The organism is Candidatus Poriferisodalis sp., from assembly GCF_965198245.1.
GTDB lineage: Bacteria > Actinomycetota > Acidimicrobiia > Acidimicrobiales > Poriferisodalaceae > Poriferisodalis.
Window position 1 is genome coordinate 707,922 of the sequence record NZ_OZ240249.1, and the last position, 17,313, is coordinate 725,234.

At 63.6% G+C, this 17,313-nt stretch carries 14 protein-coding genes; 5 read left to right on the forward strand and 9 right to left on the reverse strand.

The window, feature by feature from the left end:
• The first annotated feature begins 74 nt into the window (after positions 1-74).
• Together ACOCMM_RS03315 and ACOCMM_RS03320 are read left to right on the forward strand one after the other, a co-directional pair.
• Positions 75-698, forward strand: coding sequence for a nucleotidyltransferase domain-containing protein (locus ACOCMM_RS03315; protein ID WP_419551771.1), 624 nt, complete (start codon positions 75-77; stop codon positions 696-698).
• 19 nt (positions 699-717) lie between these two features.
• Complete coding sequence (locus tag ACOCMM_RS03320; protein WP_419551772.1) at positions 718-930, forward strand: hypothetical protein; 213 nt, start codon at positions 718-720, stop codon at positions 928-930.
• A gap of 33 nt (positions 931-963) precedes the next feature.
• Here the strand turns inward: ACOCMM_RS03320 and ACOCMM_RS03325 are convergent, their stop codons facing one another.
• A complete protein-coding gene (locus ACOCMM_RS03325) occupies positions 964-1,254 on the reverse strand; it encodes a DUF983 domain-containing protein (RefSeq protein ID WP_419551773.1) in 291 nt (96 codons plus the stop codon).
• 361 nt (positions 1,255-1,615) lie between these two features.
• On the opposite strand from ACOCMM_RS03325, the gene ACOCMM_RS03330 reads away from it, so the two are divergent.
• Positions 1,616-2,428 (forward strand): response regulator transcription factor, encoded by an 813-nt coding sequence (locus ACOCMM_RS03330; protein ID WP_419551774.1) that lies wholly within the window; start codon positions 1,616-1,618, stop codon positions 2,426-2,428.
• Here ACOCMM_RS03330 and ACOCMM_RS03335 read toward each other — a convergent pair.
• From ACOCMM_RS03335 to ACOCMM_RS03360, 6 genes are all read right to left on the reverse strand, one after another.
• Complete coding sequence (locus ACOCMM_RS03335; protein ID WP_419551775.1) at positions 2,365-3,102, reverse strand: ABC transporter ATP-binding protein; 738 nt, start codon at positions 3,100-3,102, stop codon at positions 2,365-2,367. The two genes, ACOCMM_RS03330 and ACOCMM_RS03335, sit on opposite strands and share 64 nt — an antisense overlap.
• Positions 3,099-4,793 carry an ABC transporter permease subunit gene (locus tag ACOCMM_RS03340; protein WP_419551776.1) on the reverse strand — a complete coding sequence of 565 codons (1,695 nt, stop codon included), beginning with the start codon at positions 4,791-4,793 and terminating at the stop codon, positions 3,099-3,101. Before ACOCMM_RS03340 ends, ACOCMM_RS03335 begins: the two co-directional genes overlap by 4 nt.
• The gene (locus ACOCMM_RS03345; RefSeq protein WP_419551777.1) at positions 4,780-5,637 is read right to left on the reverse strand and encodes a branched-chain amino acid ABC transporter permease; all 858 of its coding nucleotides are present in this window, start codon (positions 5,635-5,637) and stop codon (positions 4,780-4,782) included. The genes ACOCMM_RS03340 and ACOCMM_RS03345 overlap by 14 nt, the downstream gene beginning before the upstream one ends.
• A gap of 98 nt (positions 5,638-5,735) precedes the next feature.
• The gene (locus tag ACOCMM_RS03350) at positions 5,736-7,085 is read right to left on the reverse strand and encodes an ABC transporter substrate-binding protein (RefSeq protein WP_419551778.1); all 1,350 of its coding nucleotides are present in this window, start codon (positions 7,083-7,085) and stop codon (positions 5,736-5,738) included.
• 50 nt (positions 7,086-7,135) lie between these two features.
• Complete coding sequence (locus tag ACOCMM_RS03355) at positions 7,136-8,833, reverse strand: amidohydrolase (RefSeq protein ID WP_419551779.1); 1,698 nt, start codon at positions 8,831-8,833, stop codon at positions 7,136-7,138.
• A gap of 199 nt (positions 8,834-9,032) precedes the next feature.
• Positions 9,033-12,314 (reverse strand): bifunctional proline dehydrogenase/L-glutamate gamma-semialdehyde dehydrogenase, encoded by a 3,282-nt coding sequence (locus ACOCMM_RS03360; protein ID WP_419551780.1) that lies wholly within the window; start codon positions 12,312-12,314, stop codon positions 9,033-9,035.
• A gap of 180 nt (positions 12,315-12,494) precedes the next feature.
• Between ACOCMM_RS03360 and ACOCMM_RS03365 the strand changes: the two genes are divergently transcribed.
• The gene (locus ACOCMM_RS03365; protein ID WP_419551781.1) at positions 12,495-13,931 is read left to right on the forward strand and encodes a M20/M25/M40 family metallo-hydrolase; all 1,437 of its coding nucleotides are present in this window, start codon (positions 12,495-12,497) and stop codon (positions 13,929-13,931) included.
• An 11-nt stretch (positions 13,932-13,942) separates the two neighbouring features.
• Here ACOCMM_RS03365 and ACOCMM_RS03370 read toward each other — a convergent pair whose 3' ends face one another.
• Positions 13,943-14,956, reverse strand: coding sequence for a hypothetical protein (locus ACOCMM_RS03370; protein ID WP_419551782.1), 1,014 nt, complete (start codon positions 14,954-14,956; stop codon positions 13,943-13,945).
• Positions 14,940-15,431, reverse strand: a complete 492-nt coding sequence (locus ACOCMM_RS03375; RefSeq protein ID WP_419551783.1) for an Lrp/AsnC family transcriptional regulator — start codon at positions 15,429-15,431, stop codon at positions 14,940-14,942. Before ACOCMM_RS03375 ends, ACOCMM_RS03370 begins: the two co-directional genes overlap by 17 nt.
• 229 nt (positions 15,432-15,660) lie before the next feature.
• Here ACOCMM_RS03375 and ACOCMM_RS03380 point away from each other — a divergent pair, with 229 nt between their 5' ends.
• The gene (locus tag ACOCMM_RS03380) at positions 15,661-17,295 is read left to right on the forward strand and encodes an ABC transporter substrate-binding protein (protein WP_419551784.1); all 1,635 of its coding nucleotides are present in this window, start codon (positions 15,661-15,663) and stop codon (positions 17,293-17,295) included.
• Positions 17,296-17,313: the final 18 nt, after the last annotated feature.

Here is a 17,313-nt window from a genome sequence, read left to right on the forward strand (position 1 = left end):
GGCCGAAACGCCTGAATAGGTCAAATATGCAACGATTGTTGTATTTATGCTCGCTATAGAGCTAGGGTGCCGGCATGGATTTCGTGCACCCGGTCAGTGCCGTGATCCCAGGAGCGCAAGGACAAGTGCTTGCTGTGCTCGCCGAAACTTCCGCTGAGCTCAACCTGCGCACCGTGGCTCGGCTGGCTGGCGTGAGCGCATCACAAGCGTCGCGTGTGATTCCCGGCCTCGTGGAACTCGGCTTGGTGGAGCGACGAGAGGTGCCGCCGTCGTCGTTGTTCCGCCTCAATCGCGAGAACGAGGCCGCTCGAATCGTCGTCGAACTGGCTCGATTGCGAGACAACGTGCTCAACCGAATCGGCACCGCTGCAGGGGATCTGCCCCAGCCGCCTGCGAGCGTGATCGTCTTCGGGTCGTTCGCCCGCCGCGAAGCTGACCGGACAAGCGACATCGATGTCGTCGTCGTGCGCCCCGACGAGGTGGACCCCGACGATGACGCATGGATCGAAGGGATTGACCGATGGCGCCACAACGCCCGAGCAATCACGGGGAACGACATCGAGGTCATCGAGATCGGGCTGACCACAGCCGTCGAGAAGCTGTCGCACGGCGGGCATGTGTGGGAAGAAATCGCCCGCGATGGCGTAGCCATCTTCGGTGCCTCCCTCGACGAGCTCCGGGACATAGCCGATGCCTAGGTCGCCTCGGACAAGACCGGTGTCAGCTGCTCAAGTGCGTGCATACGCCCGCAAAGCTCAAGAGTTCGCCGACGCCAATGCTGTCGCCAAGGACCTGCGCCGACTTCTTCCGCTCAAGACCCAGGCCGAATACGAACCCGAAGGCATAGCGCACGGAGTCGCCGCCAAGGCAGTCGAACGTGCACAGCGGTGCACGATCATTGCGCGAGCCGTGGTCGCCGGCTTGAACTAGTGCTGGGCTTCCCCCCGAATTGTGGAGGGTCGGTCAGTCGAAGTCGCTCGGACTCGGAGGCCTCATCAGCGCGTCGATCGCCGTCCACAGGGTGCGCGACACCGGGTCGAACAGCACCGGCACAAGCACACCGACAGGAGCGGCGAGCGCCAGCAGCAAACTGCGGCTGATATCAGTGCCCCAGACCAGCATCGCCGCAACGACGGTCGCCAGCACGGCGGCTGCGGACACGACCGTGTTCACGGCCACTGCGCCCAGCCAATGACCCTCCATGCGTTCGAATCTCAAGCCGCAACTTGGACACCGCTCTCGTATAGCGAACATGGCCCAACGTCGAAACAAGCCGCGGCCGCCGCAGGACGGGCAGGCCAACGTCAATCCGCGCCACAGCACGCGCACTCCCGCAGTTTGCCCGTTGATTCACCCTGGGACGTTCCTATAGATGTCAAGTGCGGGTGGTGAGGGTGGCGAGGTCGCCTTCGATCAGGGCGGTGCTCGCGATCACCGCCTAGGAGCCGCTGACCGCCGTCGATGTCACTGCGAGATCACACTCGCATGGATCCCTGCTGAATGGTTTCGTAGTTGCGCGCGAGCGTTCTTGACCGCTCGCGTCAGGTGCGAGAAATGATCGAACAAACGTATTTCTCTGACTTGGCGAATGAGAGCAGCGTGGTAGCGTCCATCCGTGAAGTCGCAATCCGATGTCGCGAGATTCGTCGGTTCTGTGGCTGCTGTCGCTTCTTCTTCCGCGCCGCCTGAGGACCGAGTCGAAGACATTCTCGACGAGGTCAGCGACGTCCTGCCGTTCGTGGGGGCATGCATTACGGCACCGCCCGACTCTCTCGGACGGAGCGAGATCGTGTCCAGCCGGGGGTACTCTCACGACCTCGTCACGCACCTGAGCAGCAAGTCGTTCTTCGACGAGTGGCGAGAAATGCAGCCGCCACAACGCGGAACCCGATTGAACGAGGCGCTGAGCCTTGAACCACTCCCGGAGACAGTGGTGGACTACGTCATACCTGCGGGCTTCGGCGGCGGCGTGTCGGTTCCTTTGTCAACCCACGACGACGCATTCGGCAGCATGCACTTCTCTACCGAGACGGAAGATGACATCACAGACCTGGCGCACTTGAGCCTGTGCATTATTGCCCCGGCGCTGGACAACGTCGTGGCCTGCGTCCCCAGAACGAGCGTGCGCGCCCTGCTCAGCGAGAGAGAGCGAGAAGTTCTCGGACTTGTCGCAAGAGGCGATTCGAACGCGCAAATCGCTGCGACGCTGTACATCGCCCAGCGCACCGTCGCGACCCATGTAGAGCACATCCTGTCCAAGCTGGGCGCGGCTAATCGTGCTCACGCGGCGGTCATTGGACTCGGGCTGGGATTGATTCCCCTCGACCAGGTCGACAAGCATCCTGAGTCGCATCGGCCACGAGGTCAGTCGTGTCGCAAACTTTCTTCTCGACTGGGGACCGCGGTTGGGCCGAAGTATGCGCGGTGAAGCGGACTGGGATCTTTCAACAGGACATCTGCCCGTTCCTCCAGGACGACTTGCCCACGTGCGAGCACCAAGACAGTCTCCGCAACCTCGAGGGCGATAGTGGCGAACTGCTCGACGAGCAGTACGGCGACACCCGCCTCAGCCGCGGACTTCACGACGCCGATCAGCCTCTGAATCACGCGGGGTGCAAGACCAAGCGAAATCTCATCGATCAGCAGGACCGAAGGGTCCGCGATGAGGGCGCGGGCAAGGACGAGCATCTGTTGTTCCCCACCCGACAGCTCGCTTGAGCGCATGCGAGCCTTGGGCCGAAGCTCCGGAAAGACCTCATAGGCAAGTGCGACATCGTTCGAGGCGACACGCAGGTTCTCCTCGACTGAGAGATCAGCGAAGATCCGTCGACCCTGTCGCACGTGGCGGAGGCCACACCGGTTGCGATGGCGGCGCGATTTGTTCGTGACGTCGTTGCCGTGGAGCTGAATTGCGCCTTCGAACGGTTTGACGACCCCCGATACCGCTTCGAGCAACGTCGTCTTGCCTGAGCCGTTGGCACCCACCAGGGCGACGACTTCTGATGGCCAGATGTTGAAGCTCGTGTGGCGAACGACAGGCACACCATTGCGCCGCACGTCGAGATCGAGGACTGTGAGCGCAGGGCGTCGCGCTGAGTTCATGTGACTTTCGGCTCTATGCCGAGGTAACTCGCAACCACTTGCTCGCTCGCCAATGTCGGAGCGGTCGGGCCTGCGGCGATCGACTGTCCTTGATCCAAGACGACAACCGTCTCACAGACGTCGCGAATCAGCCGCAGATCGTGCTCGATGATCAACAGGCCGATGCCCCATTCGCCAGCTACGCAGGTCAGAGCTGATCCGAGCCGTTTTGACTCGGTGTCGGTCAGGCCGGCCGCGGGCTCGTCCAAGAGAGCAACTGCAGGCACCGAGCAGAGCGCGGCGACGAGTTCGAGCTTCCGACGCGCGGCCGAGTCGAGTTGCGCAATGCGCGTACGGGAATCTGGCAGGTCGAATTGTGCAAGCAGCCAGTCTCTCTGTTCCATGGTGGTGCGTCGCCTTGCAGCGACGGCAAGGTAACTGTCCACCGAGAGGCGAGTCGGTGTTCGCTCTCGCTGAAAGGTGCGTGCGAGACCCGCTCGGGCGCGTTGATGGGCGGTGAGCGAATGCAGCGGTCGGGACCCCAAATGGACGGTGCCTTCGGTCGCCGACAGGTATCCGGTCACGGCGTCCACGAGACTTGATTTTCCGGCGCCGTTGGCTCCGATGAGTCCGACGACTTGACCTGGTGCAATGTCGATCGACACGCCGCCGACAGCGCGTACTGATCCGTAGTCCACAGTGAGATCTCGAACGACAAGTGAGCTGTTCCTCGAACTTGGCCGTTGGCACTTGTGCGTCTCTCGCCGGTTTGAAGACGGCGCGTGCCGTCGTCTCCGGAACTTTGAAGCCAGCGCAATCCACTGGCCTGCGATGCCGTCGCTGTCTTGGCTGAGCACATGTGCTGCGCCAACTGCGAATACCAAAGGTCCGATGTCCTGGGACCATCCCAGCATCCGCAACAGCTCGGGAATCCATGCCGAGAAGGTGCCGGCAATTGCGGCTCCGAGAGCTCCCGCAGCTCCGGCCATCACGATGAGCGCAAAGATCACCAATGAGTCGATCGGCTCCAGCTGCCGCGCAGATACCCGCCCCACTTGCAACGCGAGGAGTCCTCCAGCGATGCCGGCGACAAGAGCGCTGACGGCGAACGCCGTGAGTTTGGTCAAGATGATGGATCGCCCGGCTGCGGCGGTAGTCCGTTCGGATTGGCCCACCATCGCCCACGATGTTCCGACTGCCTGACGGCGAAGCGCCCGCAGGCCAAGCTCCAACACGAGCGCCACCAAGAGCGTGAACCAAAGGAAGCGCAGTTCAGAAGCGGCGATGGATGGCCTCGGAGCAAGGAAGTTGTCGCGCTCGCCTGGAAAGCCCCGGTTGAAGACTGTGATCTGGATCGCCGCCGCGAGTCCGAGAGTTACGACTGCGAGATCCACTCCGCGCAGGCGGAGAGCCGGAAGACCGACGAGAACGCCGATCGGAACGGCGGCTATCCCGCCGAGAACCAAGGCGACCTCCACCGGCACCCGAGTGTGCAGTGCGAACCATCCGACGGTCCAGCCGCCGATCCCGGCGAGGCTGACTTGGCACAACGACACCATGCGGGCATCCGAGTACAGGAAACCGACAGAGCGGGCCAAGATTGCCGTAATGACCGCACTGGTCGTGAGAAAGAGCCGGAATTCGCTCTGAACGGACATGATCACGCCCACAGCGATGGCGGCGGCGCCGAGCCGAATGTCAGCGCGCGTCATCCCACACCTCGTCGCGACGCTGCCAAAGGAGGAGCGCCAGGATCAGAAAAAATGGGACCGCAGCGCGGTAGCGGCTGATGCCGGGGAGCCGCGCCGAGTACGCCTCCAAGAAGGCGATCGCGAATCCGGCCCCGAGAGTCGGCCATACACGCTCGAAGCGTCCGGCGAGGGCGGCCGCCAAGCCGGGCAGCAGCAAGAAGACCATGGGAGCAAAAGCAGGCGGCCTGCTGGGTCCGACCAAGATCGCGCCGAGTGCCGCGAGAAGCCCGGCCACACCCCATACGGCAGCTGTCAGGGCGGCGACCGGCACACCGTCGAGTTCCGCGGTGATGGCATCTTGGGACATGGCTCGAAGGCGGATTCCTACCCGCGTGCGCACCAGCACGACACTCGCCACCGTCGTGACGACCAAGGCAACGGTCACTGCGATCATCGTGTCGAAGGTGATGCGCACTCCGGCGACCTCGACAAATCTTCCCGGCAGGAAAGGCTGAGAGGCGCGCGGGCTGTCGCCGAAGATGCGGAAGCCAGCCGCGAGCATGCCGAGCAGGACCGCAATGGTGACCGTGCTGCGCGTCAGCGGCTGGTGGTCGCGAAATAGGACTGCGAATGTGGTGCCCAACGCTGCGCCGAGCAAGACGCCCACAATCAAGGCAGCGGTTGCGGCTTGGAAAATGGGGACACCGTTGTCGAGGAGCGCAAGCATGGAGAACGCGCCCATTGCTCCGACAGCCGTCGTGGCGAAATTGAGCGTGCCCGCCATTCGGTAGATCAGCACGATGCAGATGCCAAAGATGGCGTACGACGCGCCTGCTGTGAGCGAAGCGACGAACGCTCGGATCATCGTCGACGGGGACAAGCACCCCCTTCTGTGACCGCGTCAAACGACACGGTCACAGAAGGAGGGCAACCCGGGAGGCCACTCACAGCAGGGAGGCTTTCTCAGGGAACGACGATCCACTGAGGAGTTCTGACGACCCATTGGCCGTTCACGAGTTCGACGAATTTCGCCGCCCGGTTCGAACCATGAGCTGCGCCTTCGCCGAAGGCGTACGGGGTGCCCGTCATGCCGGTCTCAATGGGCTCGAAGTTCAGCAGGGCCTGTGCCACCGACTCGCGGGTGATCTCGCCGTCGATGCCTTCGAGGACGCCGACCATGATCGTGGCCGCCAAGTAGCCGCCCTCAGCGAACGATGTCTGAGGCACTCCGGCTTCATCCATGAGCTGTCGCCAGTCGCTCAGCACCGCGCTGTCGGTGTCAGTGAACGGCTCGAATTCCGAAGCCAGGATCAGCCCATTCCCGACTGATCCAAGCTGTTCCGCGACGGCCGTGGTATAGCCGGAAGTGAGTCCAATGATTTGCACATCGAGGCCCTGAGCCTCGCGGATCTGCATCATGGCCACGTAGTGGAAGTCATTCGCTTGAACTACGGCCGCGTCACAACCGTGGCTCTCGAGGTCCAGCATGAACGGGGTCAGATCCCCATCGAAGATGAGGGCTGTATCGCTGTAGGTGAGTTCCTTGCCGGTGGCAGCAGTCCACTCCGCTACCGCGGCGTCGTAGGCAGGCCCGAAACCGGGGACGTCGAACGCCCCAAAACACACATTCTCAGCGCCGAGTTCCTGGCTTGCATAGAACAACGCAACGGCATCCGAGAAGAACGGTCCCGTATTCACCGGAGATATGTTGGAGCTAGCGAAGCACACGGGATCGATTCCCGTTCCCTGGATGGCGAAGAGCCCGACTTCTGCGTAGTACTGAGCGTTGACGGCACACTCGAGGACGCTGGCCGAGCCCACCATTGCAACCACGCCGATCTCGTCGCCGAGCCGGCGGGCTCCCTGTGCGGCAAGCGCCGGGTCGAATCCGTCATCCTCCACGATGTACTCGATCATTCGGCCGTTGATGCCACCGGCGGCATTGACCCGGTCAAATACCGCTTGTGCCGCTGAATGCGATTCGGGAAAGGAAGCGGGCCCCGTCAACGTCGAGATTGCGCCGAGTTTGATGGGCTCGGTGCTCACAGCGTCACCGTCCTCCGTTGCGTCGTCGGCGTCTGCGGCCGTCGTTGCGCTTGTTTCCTGGGTGGTGGTGATGGGCGCAGCCTCCTCAGCTGCGCTTGAATCGTCCGAGCCATCTGAAGCTGTGGTCGAAGCGGCGGCCGTCGGCGCTGGTCCGCCTTGATCCTCGCCATCGGCAGTTGAGCTCTCGCTGCTGCAGGCGGCCGAAATCAATACGGCGGCCGCTATGGCTAGCGCTATTCGCGCTATCGGCTTGGTTGAGTTGACCATGATTTTCCTCTCTTGTGGCTTGTAGGCGAACGCGTCATGACTCGGCTGCCTCAGAGGTCGGCGAAATCGCCAAAGACAGCTCGGCCGTCCACGACGGTCGTCGCGATCTGAGCGCTCGGAATCTTGTGCGGATCGATGTCGAGTACTCGGTCGTCGAGAACGCAGAAATCGGCGACCTTCCCGGGCGCCAAGTCGCCCTTCCACGCCTCTGCCCGGTCCTGCCAGGCACCGTTTACCGTGTACGTCTCGAGAGCGTCGAGAAGCGAAATTCGCTCTTCAGGCCCGTACGTCTCTCCGGTGGCCTTCGACTCGCGCAGGACTGCCGCGGCAACTCCTTGGCGCCAACTCGGATAGGTGATGGGTGCATCGGAACTGGACGTGACTCGCACGCCTGCATTGAGCCCAGTGCGCATCGGCCACTGGTAGTCGGCGCGTTCCTTGCCCAGGAGATCGCGCATCAGAGTGGCGATGGTCCACTTGATGGCGGGTTGCATGCTCGCGCCATAGCCGTGCAGCGCAAGAAGCCTCAGCATCTCCGGGCTCGCAAGGTCAGCATGTATGAGGTAGTGACGAGGATCCGGGCGCGGATTGCGTAGCTGTGCCTCAACTAGACACTTGACAGTGGCCTCAATGGCAAGGTCGCCCGTGACGTGGACGCCGATCTGGTGGCCAGCATCATGAGCTAAGCCGACCATCGCGTCCAAGTCGGCGAGTCGTTGCTCGTCGCACTCGCCGGCGATTGTGAGACAGCCGAAGCCACCTCCGCAGTACTCCTGACTGACCCAAGCAGTCTTGTTGGGCGGCACTCCGTCGGCGAAAAGCTTGATGCCGGCGACTTGGAACCACCCCGGCTTGTTCGGAGGTGGCACAAAAGTGTGCAGGTGCTCTTCCACATCACTTACACAGGAGGTTGTGAGCGGGCTGAATGCCATCAGCACTGTTGTGCGCAGCGAGAAGTCGTCACGGCCTGCGCGTTCCGCCAATATCTGAAGAAGGCGCTCGCCGGCGGCGCCCCCTTCGAACGTATTGCCGCCCGGACCAAGCGCCGCGTCGGTCACAGAGGTGATGCCTTCGGCATGCATCAGATCGCGTGCTGTGTCCAGCGCTTGATTCAATTCGTGATCGCTGAGCGACGGCATGTGCTCGGCGACGAGTGAGGTCGCGGACTCTTGCAGTATCCCTGTCGGTTCGCCATCACTGTCTCTGACGATCACCCCGTCGCTCGGATCTGGAGTGTTCCGTCCGATGCCGGCTATCTGGAGTGCGCGGCTGTTGACCCACAGCTGGTGCCCGGAGAAGTCTCGAAGCGCGACGGGAATCTGATCCGTCACTTCGTCCAGGTCTCGCCGGTGTGGCAGACGCTGTGCGTTCAGGTCGTCGAGATAGCCGATGTCCCAGCCGATGCCCCGAATCCAGCCGCCCGCTGGCCGTGCATGCCGGATGGCTTGAGCGATGTCGTCGATCGACTGCACTGTCGGAAAGCTCACGTCGACAGCCAGCGGCGGGCGGACCGCCCCGAAGTAGCCGAGATGCACGTGTGAGTCATTGATCCCGGGCACGACGCTTCGACCGTCGAGGTCGACGACACGGGTTCGAGGACCGGCGAGCGAGCCGATTTCGAAGTCAGTGCCCACCGCACAGACCCGGTTGGCCCGCACCGCCAGCGCCTCGGCGACGAGCCCATTGCATGCGGTCACGATCTGGCCATTTCGCAGAACCAAGTCGGGAGCGAAGTCGTCGCCAGCCATCCGCCGAGCTAACCAAATGGCTCAAAGGCTGCCCATCGGCAGTTCTGCCGATTTCCGGACGTCGCAGTCAAGGGCGCAGGCCAAGTGCGCGGTAACGGGTTGCCTCGGCGACGGTTACTGGTTGGTGCGTGAGTGGTCGATGACCACCACCGCGAGAGAGAACATCACGCCTCCACTGAACTCAGAGACCCCCACCGCGCTAGAGGACGTTGCCGTAACGGTGCGTCGTATGGCTGACGGCTTGCTCGCGCAGGTAGTGCAGCAGTTCGATGCGGCCCTCGGCGGTGACCGGCTCGTCCGCGATGTGAACGCCCGCCTCACTGGCCGCCGCTCGCAGGTTCCTGGGGCACCTTCCCACGACCCGCACTCGCTCAACATCCAGCGTCGCCAGCCGGGTAGCGAATTCGGTGCTGCTTTCGAGCAGCGCGTGCGACGTGACTAATTCAGCACCGCATCGCTGCGCGGCGGCTCGGACTCGAGCGATGTCTCGGGGCGCCGCGTCAGCCTCAGCCCGCATCCCAACGCGTGGCAAGGGCCGATACCGGAGGACATTGGACTCGCAGTACAGCCCGGTCGGATCATGCGACTCAGCGAACTCCGTCCGCCAAGCCTCGTCGTCGCTGGCCCGGGCCGCGTCCAGCCATTCCTTGTCGCTGAGACGTGTATCGACGCGGTGCCATGTGCCGAGCTGAGCCACGTAGTTGGGACCGCCTGCTTTGGCGCCTGGTCCGATCGAGGATCGTTTCCAGCCGCCGAAGGGCTGGCGTCGGACAATCGCGCCGGTCGTCGGGCGGTTGATGTACGCATTGCCCACTCCTACGGCATCGGTCCACTCCCGGATCTCGCCCGGGTCGAGGGTGTGAATGCCGCCGGTGAGCCCGTAAGCGGTCGAGTTCTGCATGCTGATCGCGTCGCGGAGGGTCTCCGCCTGCATGACGCCGAGGACTGGACCGAAGCACTCGGTCTGGTGGAACCATGAGCCGGGCAGCACTCCGAGGCGTATGCCCGGTGTCCAGGTTTGGGAGTCGAGCCGACGCGGCTCGACCAGCCATTCTTCGCCGTCGTCGAGTTCGGTGAGTGCCCGCAGCAGCTTGCCTTCGGGCGGGATGATCGTGGGGCCCATGTTCGTGGCCAGATCAGTAGTGGGTCCGACCTGCAGGCTCGACACTGCGTCGGCAAGCTGGCGCCGCAGCCGAGGCGACGTGTACGTGTCGCCGACGCAGATGGCCAGGCTGGCCGCCGAACACTTTTGACCCGAGTGCCCGAATGCCGATTTCACCAGGTCTGCGACCGCCAGATCGATGTCGGCGCTCGGTGTGATCACCATGGCGTTCTTGCCGGACGTCTCGGCGAACAGGCGCATCGCCGGATTCCATGTGCGGAACATCTGGGCGGTGTCGTAGGCCCCGGTGAGAATCACCGCTCCCACGCCTCGGTGGGTCACCAAGTGACGGCCAACATCGTCGTCCCGAGTGCGGACGAAGCCAACCAGATCCCGAGGCAGACCCGCCTCCCAGCAGCACTCGGCCACGCTCTCTGCACAGCCAGGCGTCTCGGGCGCGGGCTTGAGGATGACGGCGTTGCCCGCAGCCAGGGCAGCGAACACCCCACCCGACGGTATGGCTACGGGGAAGTTCCACGGAGACGCCACCAGCACGGTTCCGAATGGCTCAAACCGGGCAAGACCCAGACCGTCCAGATCCAGCGTCCGATCGCCGTACCAGCGGGCGAAGTCGATGGCCTCGGAGACCTCCGGGTCTGCTTCGGCGACGGTCTTGTGCCCTTCATGAACCATGGCCGACACCAAGTCGCTGCGCCTGCGACTTAGCTCGTCAGCCACGCTCCACAACATCTTGCGCCGATCCGCAGGCGATCGGGCAACCCACTCGCGTTGCGCCATGGCGCAGGCCTGCACCATGCGATCCACCGTGTCGATGTCTCGGGTGATGCCAGTGGTGGGACCGCTCCAGCCACGCGAGACGATCTCGCGGACCCAGGCACGGTTGGCTGCCAACGCAGGGTCGGTGTCGGGCTCGTTGAAGAACGCCTGGTTCGGGTCGGCGGACTCTTCGGCGCGGCGCCGGTCTTGGGTGCGGCGTGGTGCATCGCTCACCGTCCAGCGGTCGGCGACCGCTGCGCGGAATTTCTCTGCCTCGGCGACGAAGCCTTGACTGCCGGGCTGCAATCCGAATAGGTGGTGGATGAAATTCTCTTCAGACGCGTTCTCTTCCAAGCGGCGGAACAGGTAGCTGATGGCCACGTCGAAGTCCCGTTCCGCCACTGCCGGCGTGTACAGCAGCACATCCCGCTCGTCGTCACGCAGGCGAGCGGCTTGCGCCGGTGCCATGCCCTCGAGCATCTCGAACTCCATGCGATGCTGAACGCCGCGCTCGGTGGCGAGCAGATCTGCCCATGCCACGTCGAACAGGTTGTGACTCGCGACGCCGATGCGCACCGACGCCGTGCGGGCCCCGGTAAGCACCCAGTCGAGGCAGCGCTTGTAGTTGGCGTCGGTGTCGGCCTTGTTGGCATAGGGCGCCTGAGGCCATCCGTGCGTAGCCGCATCGACCCGTTCCATCGCCAGGTTCGCGCCCTTCACCAGCCGAATCTTGATGAAGCCGCAGCGGCGACCCGTCTCGACGCGGGAGTTGTGCCAGTCGACCAGCGAGCGGAGCGCGTCGAATGAGTCAGGCAAGTAGGCCTGCAGCACGATTCCGGCGTCGACGTCAGCGAAGGGGGGCTCGTCGAGCACTGTCCGGAACGCCTCGACGGTGAGCTCAAGGTCGTGGTACTCCTCCATGTCGAGGTTGATGAACGTCGCGGGTGTCGTGGCCGCGGCTGCTCGAACCAGTGGGCGGAGCGCCTCGACGACCCGGTGCAGCGAGCCGTTGAAGTCCCAAGGGTTGAGCTGGGACACCACCGACGAGAGCTTCACGGAGACGTAGTCCACGTCGGGCAAGCGAAGGGTCTCGAGCACTTCCTGTTGACGACGGCGGGCTTCAAGGTCACCGAGGACTGCTTCGCCGAGCACGTTGACGTTGAGCGAGAAACCAGCAGCGACGCGCGTCCGCAGATGAGCGCTCAGCCGGTCGGGTTCGGAGTCCACGACGAGATGACCGACCAACGACCTCATCCGTTTCCTCGCAAGGGGCATAACGAGTCGTGGGAATCTCGGCCCAATACGAGCACCGAGACGGACCAGCAGCTTGTCAACCGGCGACAGGAATGACGGCAGCTCCGCCTCGCCGACCAGCGATGCCAGCTGGCGGGTCGACACTGCGGGATCCTCAGGACGGATCACCCGGTCCACGAACCTCATCGCAAACGCTGTGCCCCACCGGTCGCTCACTACTCCTGCCAGACGCCTGCTGGCAGCCCGACCCGACTTGGTATCGGGAGCGGCAGGCGTCCCCAGCCAGCGCTCGACCCGCTCGATGGCTCCCTCAGCCAGCAGCTCCGCGTCAGTGGTGCGTTCGACCACGGCTCACCCGCTCGTTCGGAGTCCCAGCATCACACCCCATCTGCCTTCACAATGCCGATCCCGCTGCATCTCGATCTTGGCCGAATGGGAACACCCAGCGAGCCACCGATCTGTCCAGCCAGCCACAGGCTCTACTGTTCGAAGCCCACCCCTCCGTGAACTGCCAGGAGAAATCCGAGCATGGATACAGAAAACGCCCAGAACGTGATTGCGGAGTGCTGGGGCAGCGAGATCATTCCCGAGCTCGAGCGCTACATCGCGATTCCGGCGTTGTCGCCGAGCTTCGACGCCGACTGGGAGGCCTCGGGTCATATCGAGGCAGCGGTTCAGCAGGTAGCGGCGTGGTTGGAGTCTCGGCCAGTGACCGGCGCCACGGTGGAGATCCAACGGCTGCCGGGGCGAACCCCCTTGATCGTTGTGGAGGTGGAGCCCTTCGGCGCCGCCGCGACTGACGACGGCGACGAGTCCACGGTGGTGCTCTACGGACACGTGGACAAACAGCCCGAGATGACCGGGTGGAGGGACGGTCTGGGGCCGTGGACGCCGGTGCGCGATGGCGACCGTCTGTACGGCCGCGGCGGAGCCGACGATGGTTATGCCGCGTTCGCAAGCATGGCCGCGATCGAGGCGGTGCAGGCGAGCGGCGGCAGCCACAGCCGTTGCCTGATGCTGATCGAGGCGTGTGAGGAATCCGGCAGCCCGGACCTGCTGCACCATCTCGACGCGCTGGGCGAGCGACTCGGCGACGTGGGCCTGCTGGTGTGCCTGGACTCGGGCTGCGCCACCTACGACACGGTGTGGCTGACGACGTCGCTGCGCGGCCTGGTGGAGGCGACCCTGCGGGTCGATGTCATCGCCGAGGGCTGGCACAGCGGCATGGCCAGCGGATTGGTGCCCTCGTCGTTCCGGCTGCTGCGCATCCTGCTGGATCGCATCGAGGATGCCGCGACCGGCCAGGTGAAGGTTGAAGCAGCAAACGCCGACATTCCCTCCCACCGGGTTGCCGAAGCTCGGGCGATGGCAGATTTCCTGGGCGGCACGGGCGAGGACTTCGGCTTGATCGGCGATCTGCAACTGATGGAGGACGACCCGGCTGACGGTCTGCTCGCGCGTACTTGGCGCCCCGCACTCAGCGTCGTTGGTGCCGATGGCATGCCGCCCACCGCGTCGGCGGGCAACGTGTTGCGACCGTACACAGCCCTGAAGCTCAGTCTGCGCCTGCCGCCGACTGCCGACTCCCAAGCGGTCGCGTCGGAGCTCGCGGACCTGCTGCGTTCCGATGCGCCGCTGCAGGCGTCGGTGAGCGTGGACGAGGTCGACTGCGCAGACGGATGGGATGCCCCCGACTTGGCACCGTGGCTGGCGGCGGCGCTCAACGAGAGCGCCTTGCGTCGCTTCGGGCAGCCGATGCAGCTCTTCGGCGAAGGGGGCAGCATCCCGTTCATTGCCATGCTCGGCGGTATGTTCCCCGAGGCGCAGTTCGTGGTGACCGGGGTTCTCGGCCCGGAGTCGAACGCTCACGGCCCCAATGAGTTCCTTCACGTCGCCTACGCCGAGAAGCTCACCGGTTGCATCGCCGACATTCTCGACGCTGAGGCCAGACGGTCTGGAAGCTGAACCATGCCTTCTCAAGCGCTCAGACGATCGGTCAACGCCGCGATCTCCGGATCGACGTAGGCGCCGTCAGCCTGGATCTGCTGGTCGTCGAGCCACACAGACGGAGCGAGCACCACGCCATCGGAGTGCGCCGGCGAACCGAACTCAGTAGCGCCGATGCCGATCTGCACACACCCGAAGACTCGCTCGTCCTCCAGGATTCGTCCTGATGGCTTGCGCACGCCTGGATTGAAGCCGTAGCAGAAGTGGTCGAACATCAGGGCCTCGGTGTTGTCGAACGACCGAAGCCACTGCTCGTACAGCTCAGCCTCGGGTCCTCCTGAAAATTCAGTTGCGTACCCGTCCACCAGGGTCATGACGATCGGCTGGCGGAGCAGTCCGAGGCTGTCCGGAGGCCACGCCGCTCCGTCGAACACGAGGGTGCCATTCGCGGATTCACGAATGACCATGCAGCCGGACTGACCACCGAGCATCTGGGGCCAGCCTCCGTTCTCAGGCGGATCTTCCCAGTAGGGATCGCCTGCGGGATCGACGGTCATCGTCACGTCGCAGCCGGCCGGACTGGTCAGCCGCAGCGTGCTGACCGCCTGCGACTTGCGATACAGCAAGGCCTTGACCTCGTCGAGGAGGGCGTTGTTCACCCTGCCGATGGTGCGAATCATCATGTCCGCGTCCATGCCGGTGAGTTCCAGGTAGACGCAGCCGCTGCTGATCGCAGCGTGAAACGCGTCGCTGTAGAGGTGGTAGCCGACCGAGAAGTTGATCCAGTGCCGGGCCTTCAATGCAGCAGCGGCCACGGGCTCGGGCACGGGACCGACAGGCGTGCACATCGGATAGGTCAGGACGGTGGGCTCGGCGCCGACTGCCCGCGCGGCCGCCTCGGCAGCGCGGGCGACATGTTGATCCGCCTCGCTGTCGGCGGTGATCAGAACTTGGTCGCCTGGTGCGACCGGCCGGATCTCCGTGAACAGGACACGAGCCGCATGACGAAGCTCTGCCGTCATGGCTTCAGCCGCCGTGCTCATCGTCGGCGGAGCCCAACCTGTCGATGACTCTGCGGATGTTGAGATTCGACTCGTACTTCACGTCAGTGACGAGGTAGGAGGTCACCGATTCCACACCGTCAATCGCTTGAACTTGGCTATGGATCAGATCGCTGAGGTGAGGCACATCTCGACAGAAGACGTCTGCGAGCACGTCGTGTCCGCCTGTGAGCGTGGCGACGTAGCCGACTTCGTCCAGTTCGGCCAGCCTCGAGGTCACGGCCTCGAGCTTCCCTGCACTGACTCGCAGCAGCAGCGTGGCGTAGAGGGCGAGGCCGGATCGGTACGGGTCCAGCCAGACATTGAGGTGGAGCACGCCGGCTTCACGCATCAGCGTGATCCGGTTCCGCACGGTCCCGACGCTGACGCCGACCTCTTTGGAGATCTCGCTGTAGGTGGCTCTTCCGTCAACGCTGAGCATCCCGACGATTTCGAGGTCTAGGTCGTCAAGTTGCACGACGATGCGCCTCCCTCGTTGTTAGTACCAAGTCGAGCCTGGTCCAGCCTGGGCGGCCAGCGCAGTGACATAATTATCAGATATCGCTTCTGAAAATACAAGATTTGCATAGATTCGCCGCTTATGCTAGAATTTCTGTAATTCAGACATGTATATACTATCCATGTGTGCAGGTCGTGACCCGCGGGGGCGTGGCCAAGCGGGGGTGAGGAACTGAGAGGACATAGGAATGAAGATCAGGACCTATCTCTGCGTTGCAGTCGCGGCAGTCCTGCTCGCTGCGGGTTGCACAAGCGGCACAGATGACGCCGACGTTGCGGACACTGCCGGCACGACCGACACGGCGACTCCCACGGATGAGGCGGCTGCAACCGAGGCTAGCGCTGCCCCCTCCGACGCCTCTGGGGTCGAATTCGTCTACGCAAACCCGTACGGATTCGGCGACTTAGATCCTTCGAGTGCGTTCTCGAATGAGAACACGATCTTGCAGAATCTCTACGAGACGCTGACGCAGCTGGCCGACCCCGAAGCTTCCGACGAGGTGAGCGGTGTGCTCGCCGAATCGTGGAGTTCGAACGCAGATGCCACTGAGTGGAGCTTCAAGATTCGCGAGAGTGTGACCTTCCACGACGGCACTCCGCTGACCGCCGGGGCAGTGCGCGACTCGTTGCAGCGCACCATCGACCTGGGCCTCGGAGCGGCATTCATCCTGTCGTCCGTCGAGTCGATGGAAGTTCCCGACGACCACACCCTGACGTTCAAGCTCGCGTGGCCGACGCCGCTTGACCTCGTCATGTCGTCGCAGTACTCGGTCTATGTCGTGTGCCCCTCTGCTGTCGGAAATGACGCTGCCTGGTTCAACGAAGGGAACGCTTGCGGCACCGGTCCGTACACCATCGACTCCCATGATCCGGCGGGCAGCACATGGCTTGCCCGATTCGATGACTACTGGGGCGGCTGGTCCGAAGACCAGGTCGAGACCGTCGAGATGCGGCTGATCGAAGACCCCGTGCTGGCAGAACAGCTCATCCGCAATGGGGATGCCCACTTCACCTACAACCTGCCATTCGACGTCTACACCTCGCTCGAACAGGACAGCGACATCGACGTTCTTAGAAGCCTCTCCATGACCAACCTCTTCGGCATGTTGAACGTGCGGCGGCTTTCCCCCGAGATCCGGGAAGCCCTCGTGCTGTCGTTCCCCTATGACGACGTCACCGCATCGCTGTACGGCGGAGAAGCGGTTCGAGCTCGCGGCATGGTGCCGCTGACGGTTTGGGGCTCCAGCCCCGATCTGGACATTCCCGCGACCGATCTCGACAGGGCGCGGCAGTTGATCGAGGCCGCCGGGGCAGATGGCCTCACTGTCACCTACAGCTTTGACGCCGGCACCACGGAGCAGCAGCAGATCGGCGAAGTCTGGAAGGCGAACCTGAGCACCATCGGCGTCAACCTCGAGCTGGAGCCGCTCACCTGGGACGCACGCTGGGAGAAGGCCAAGTCCGACCCCGATGCAGCGCAGGACGTGTTCACGATGTTCTGGTTCCCGACCTATGTGACGCCCTATGACTTCCTGTTCTCAACGTTCCATTCAGAAGAGGCGCCGTTCTTCAATCTCGGCTACTACTCCAATGAGACGTTCGACGCCTTGATCGACGAAGCCGACGCGATCAGCGGCACCGATCGAGAAGCGGCAAGCGAGCTCTTCCGCCAGGCACAGGAGATCCTGATCGACGACCATGCGGCCGTCTTCATGCTCGACGTGCCCTCAGTGGAAGTCTTGCGTGCCGAGTTCACCGGACACATCCCGAATCCGGCATACAACACTGTCGTGCGCTTCTACGAGCTGCGGGCAGTTCGCTGAGTCAGCACTCAGAGCGAT

Bases quoted from the DNA above. Each gene is read 5' to 3' on its own strand.
- ACOCMM_RS03315 (WP_419551771.1), top strand. From the start codon at position 75: ATGGATTTCGTGCACCCGGTCAGTGCCGTGATCCCAGGAGCGCAAGGA.
- ACOCMM_RS03325 (WP_419551773.1), bottom strand. From the start codon at position 1,254: ATGTTCGCTATACGAGAGCGGTGTCCAAGTTGCGGCTTGAGATTCGAA.
- ACOCMM_RS03335 (WP_419551775.1), bottom strand. From the start codon at position 3,102: ATGAACTCAGCGCGACGCCCTGCGCTCACAGTCCTCGATCTCGACGTG.
- ACOCMM_RS03340 (WP_419551776.1), bottom strand. From the start codon at position 4,793: ATGACGCGCGCTGACATTCGGCTCGGCGCCGCCGCCATCGCTGTGGGC.
- ACOCMM_RS03345 (WP_419551777.1), bottom strand. From the start codon at position 5,637: ATGATCCGAGCGTTCGTCGCTTCGCTCACAGCAGGCGCGTCGTACGCC.
- ACOCMM_RS03350 (WP_419551778.1), bottom strand. From the start codon at position 7,085: ATGGTCAACTCAACCAAGCCGATAGCGCGAATAGCGCTAGCCATAGCG.
- ACOCMM_RS03355 (WP_419551779.1), bottom strand. From the start codon at position 8,833: ATGGCTGGCGACGACTTCGCTCCCGACTTGGTTCTGCGAAATGGCCAG.
- ACOCMM_RS03365 (WP_419551781.1), top strand. From the start codon at position 12,495: ATGGATACAGAAAACGCCCAGAACGTGATTGCGGAGTGCTGGGGCAGC.
- ACOCMM_RS03370 (WP_419551782.1), bottom strand. From the start codon at position 14,956: ATGAGCACGGCGGCTGAAGCCATGACGGCAGAGCTTCGTCATGCGGCT.
- ACOCMM_RS03380 (WP_419551784.1), top strand. From the start codon at position 15,661: ATGAAGATCAGGACCTATCTCTGCGTTGCAGTCGCGGCAGTCCTGCTC.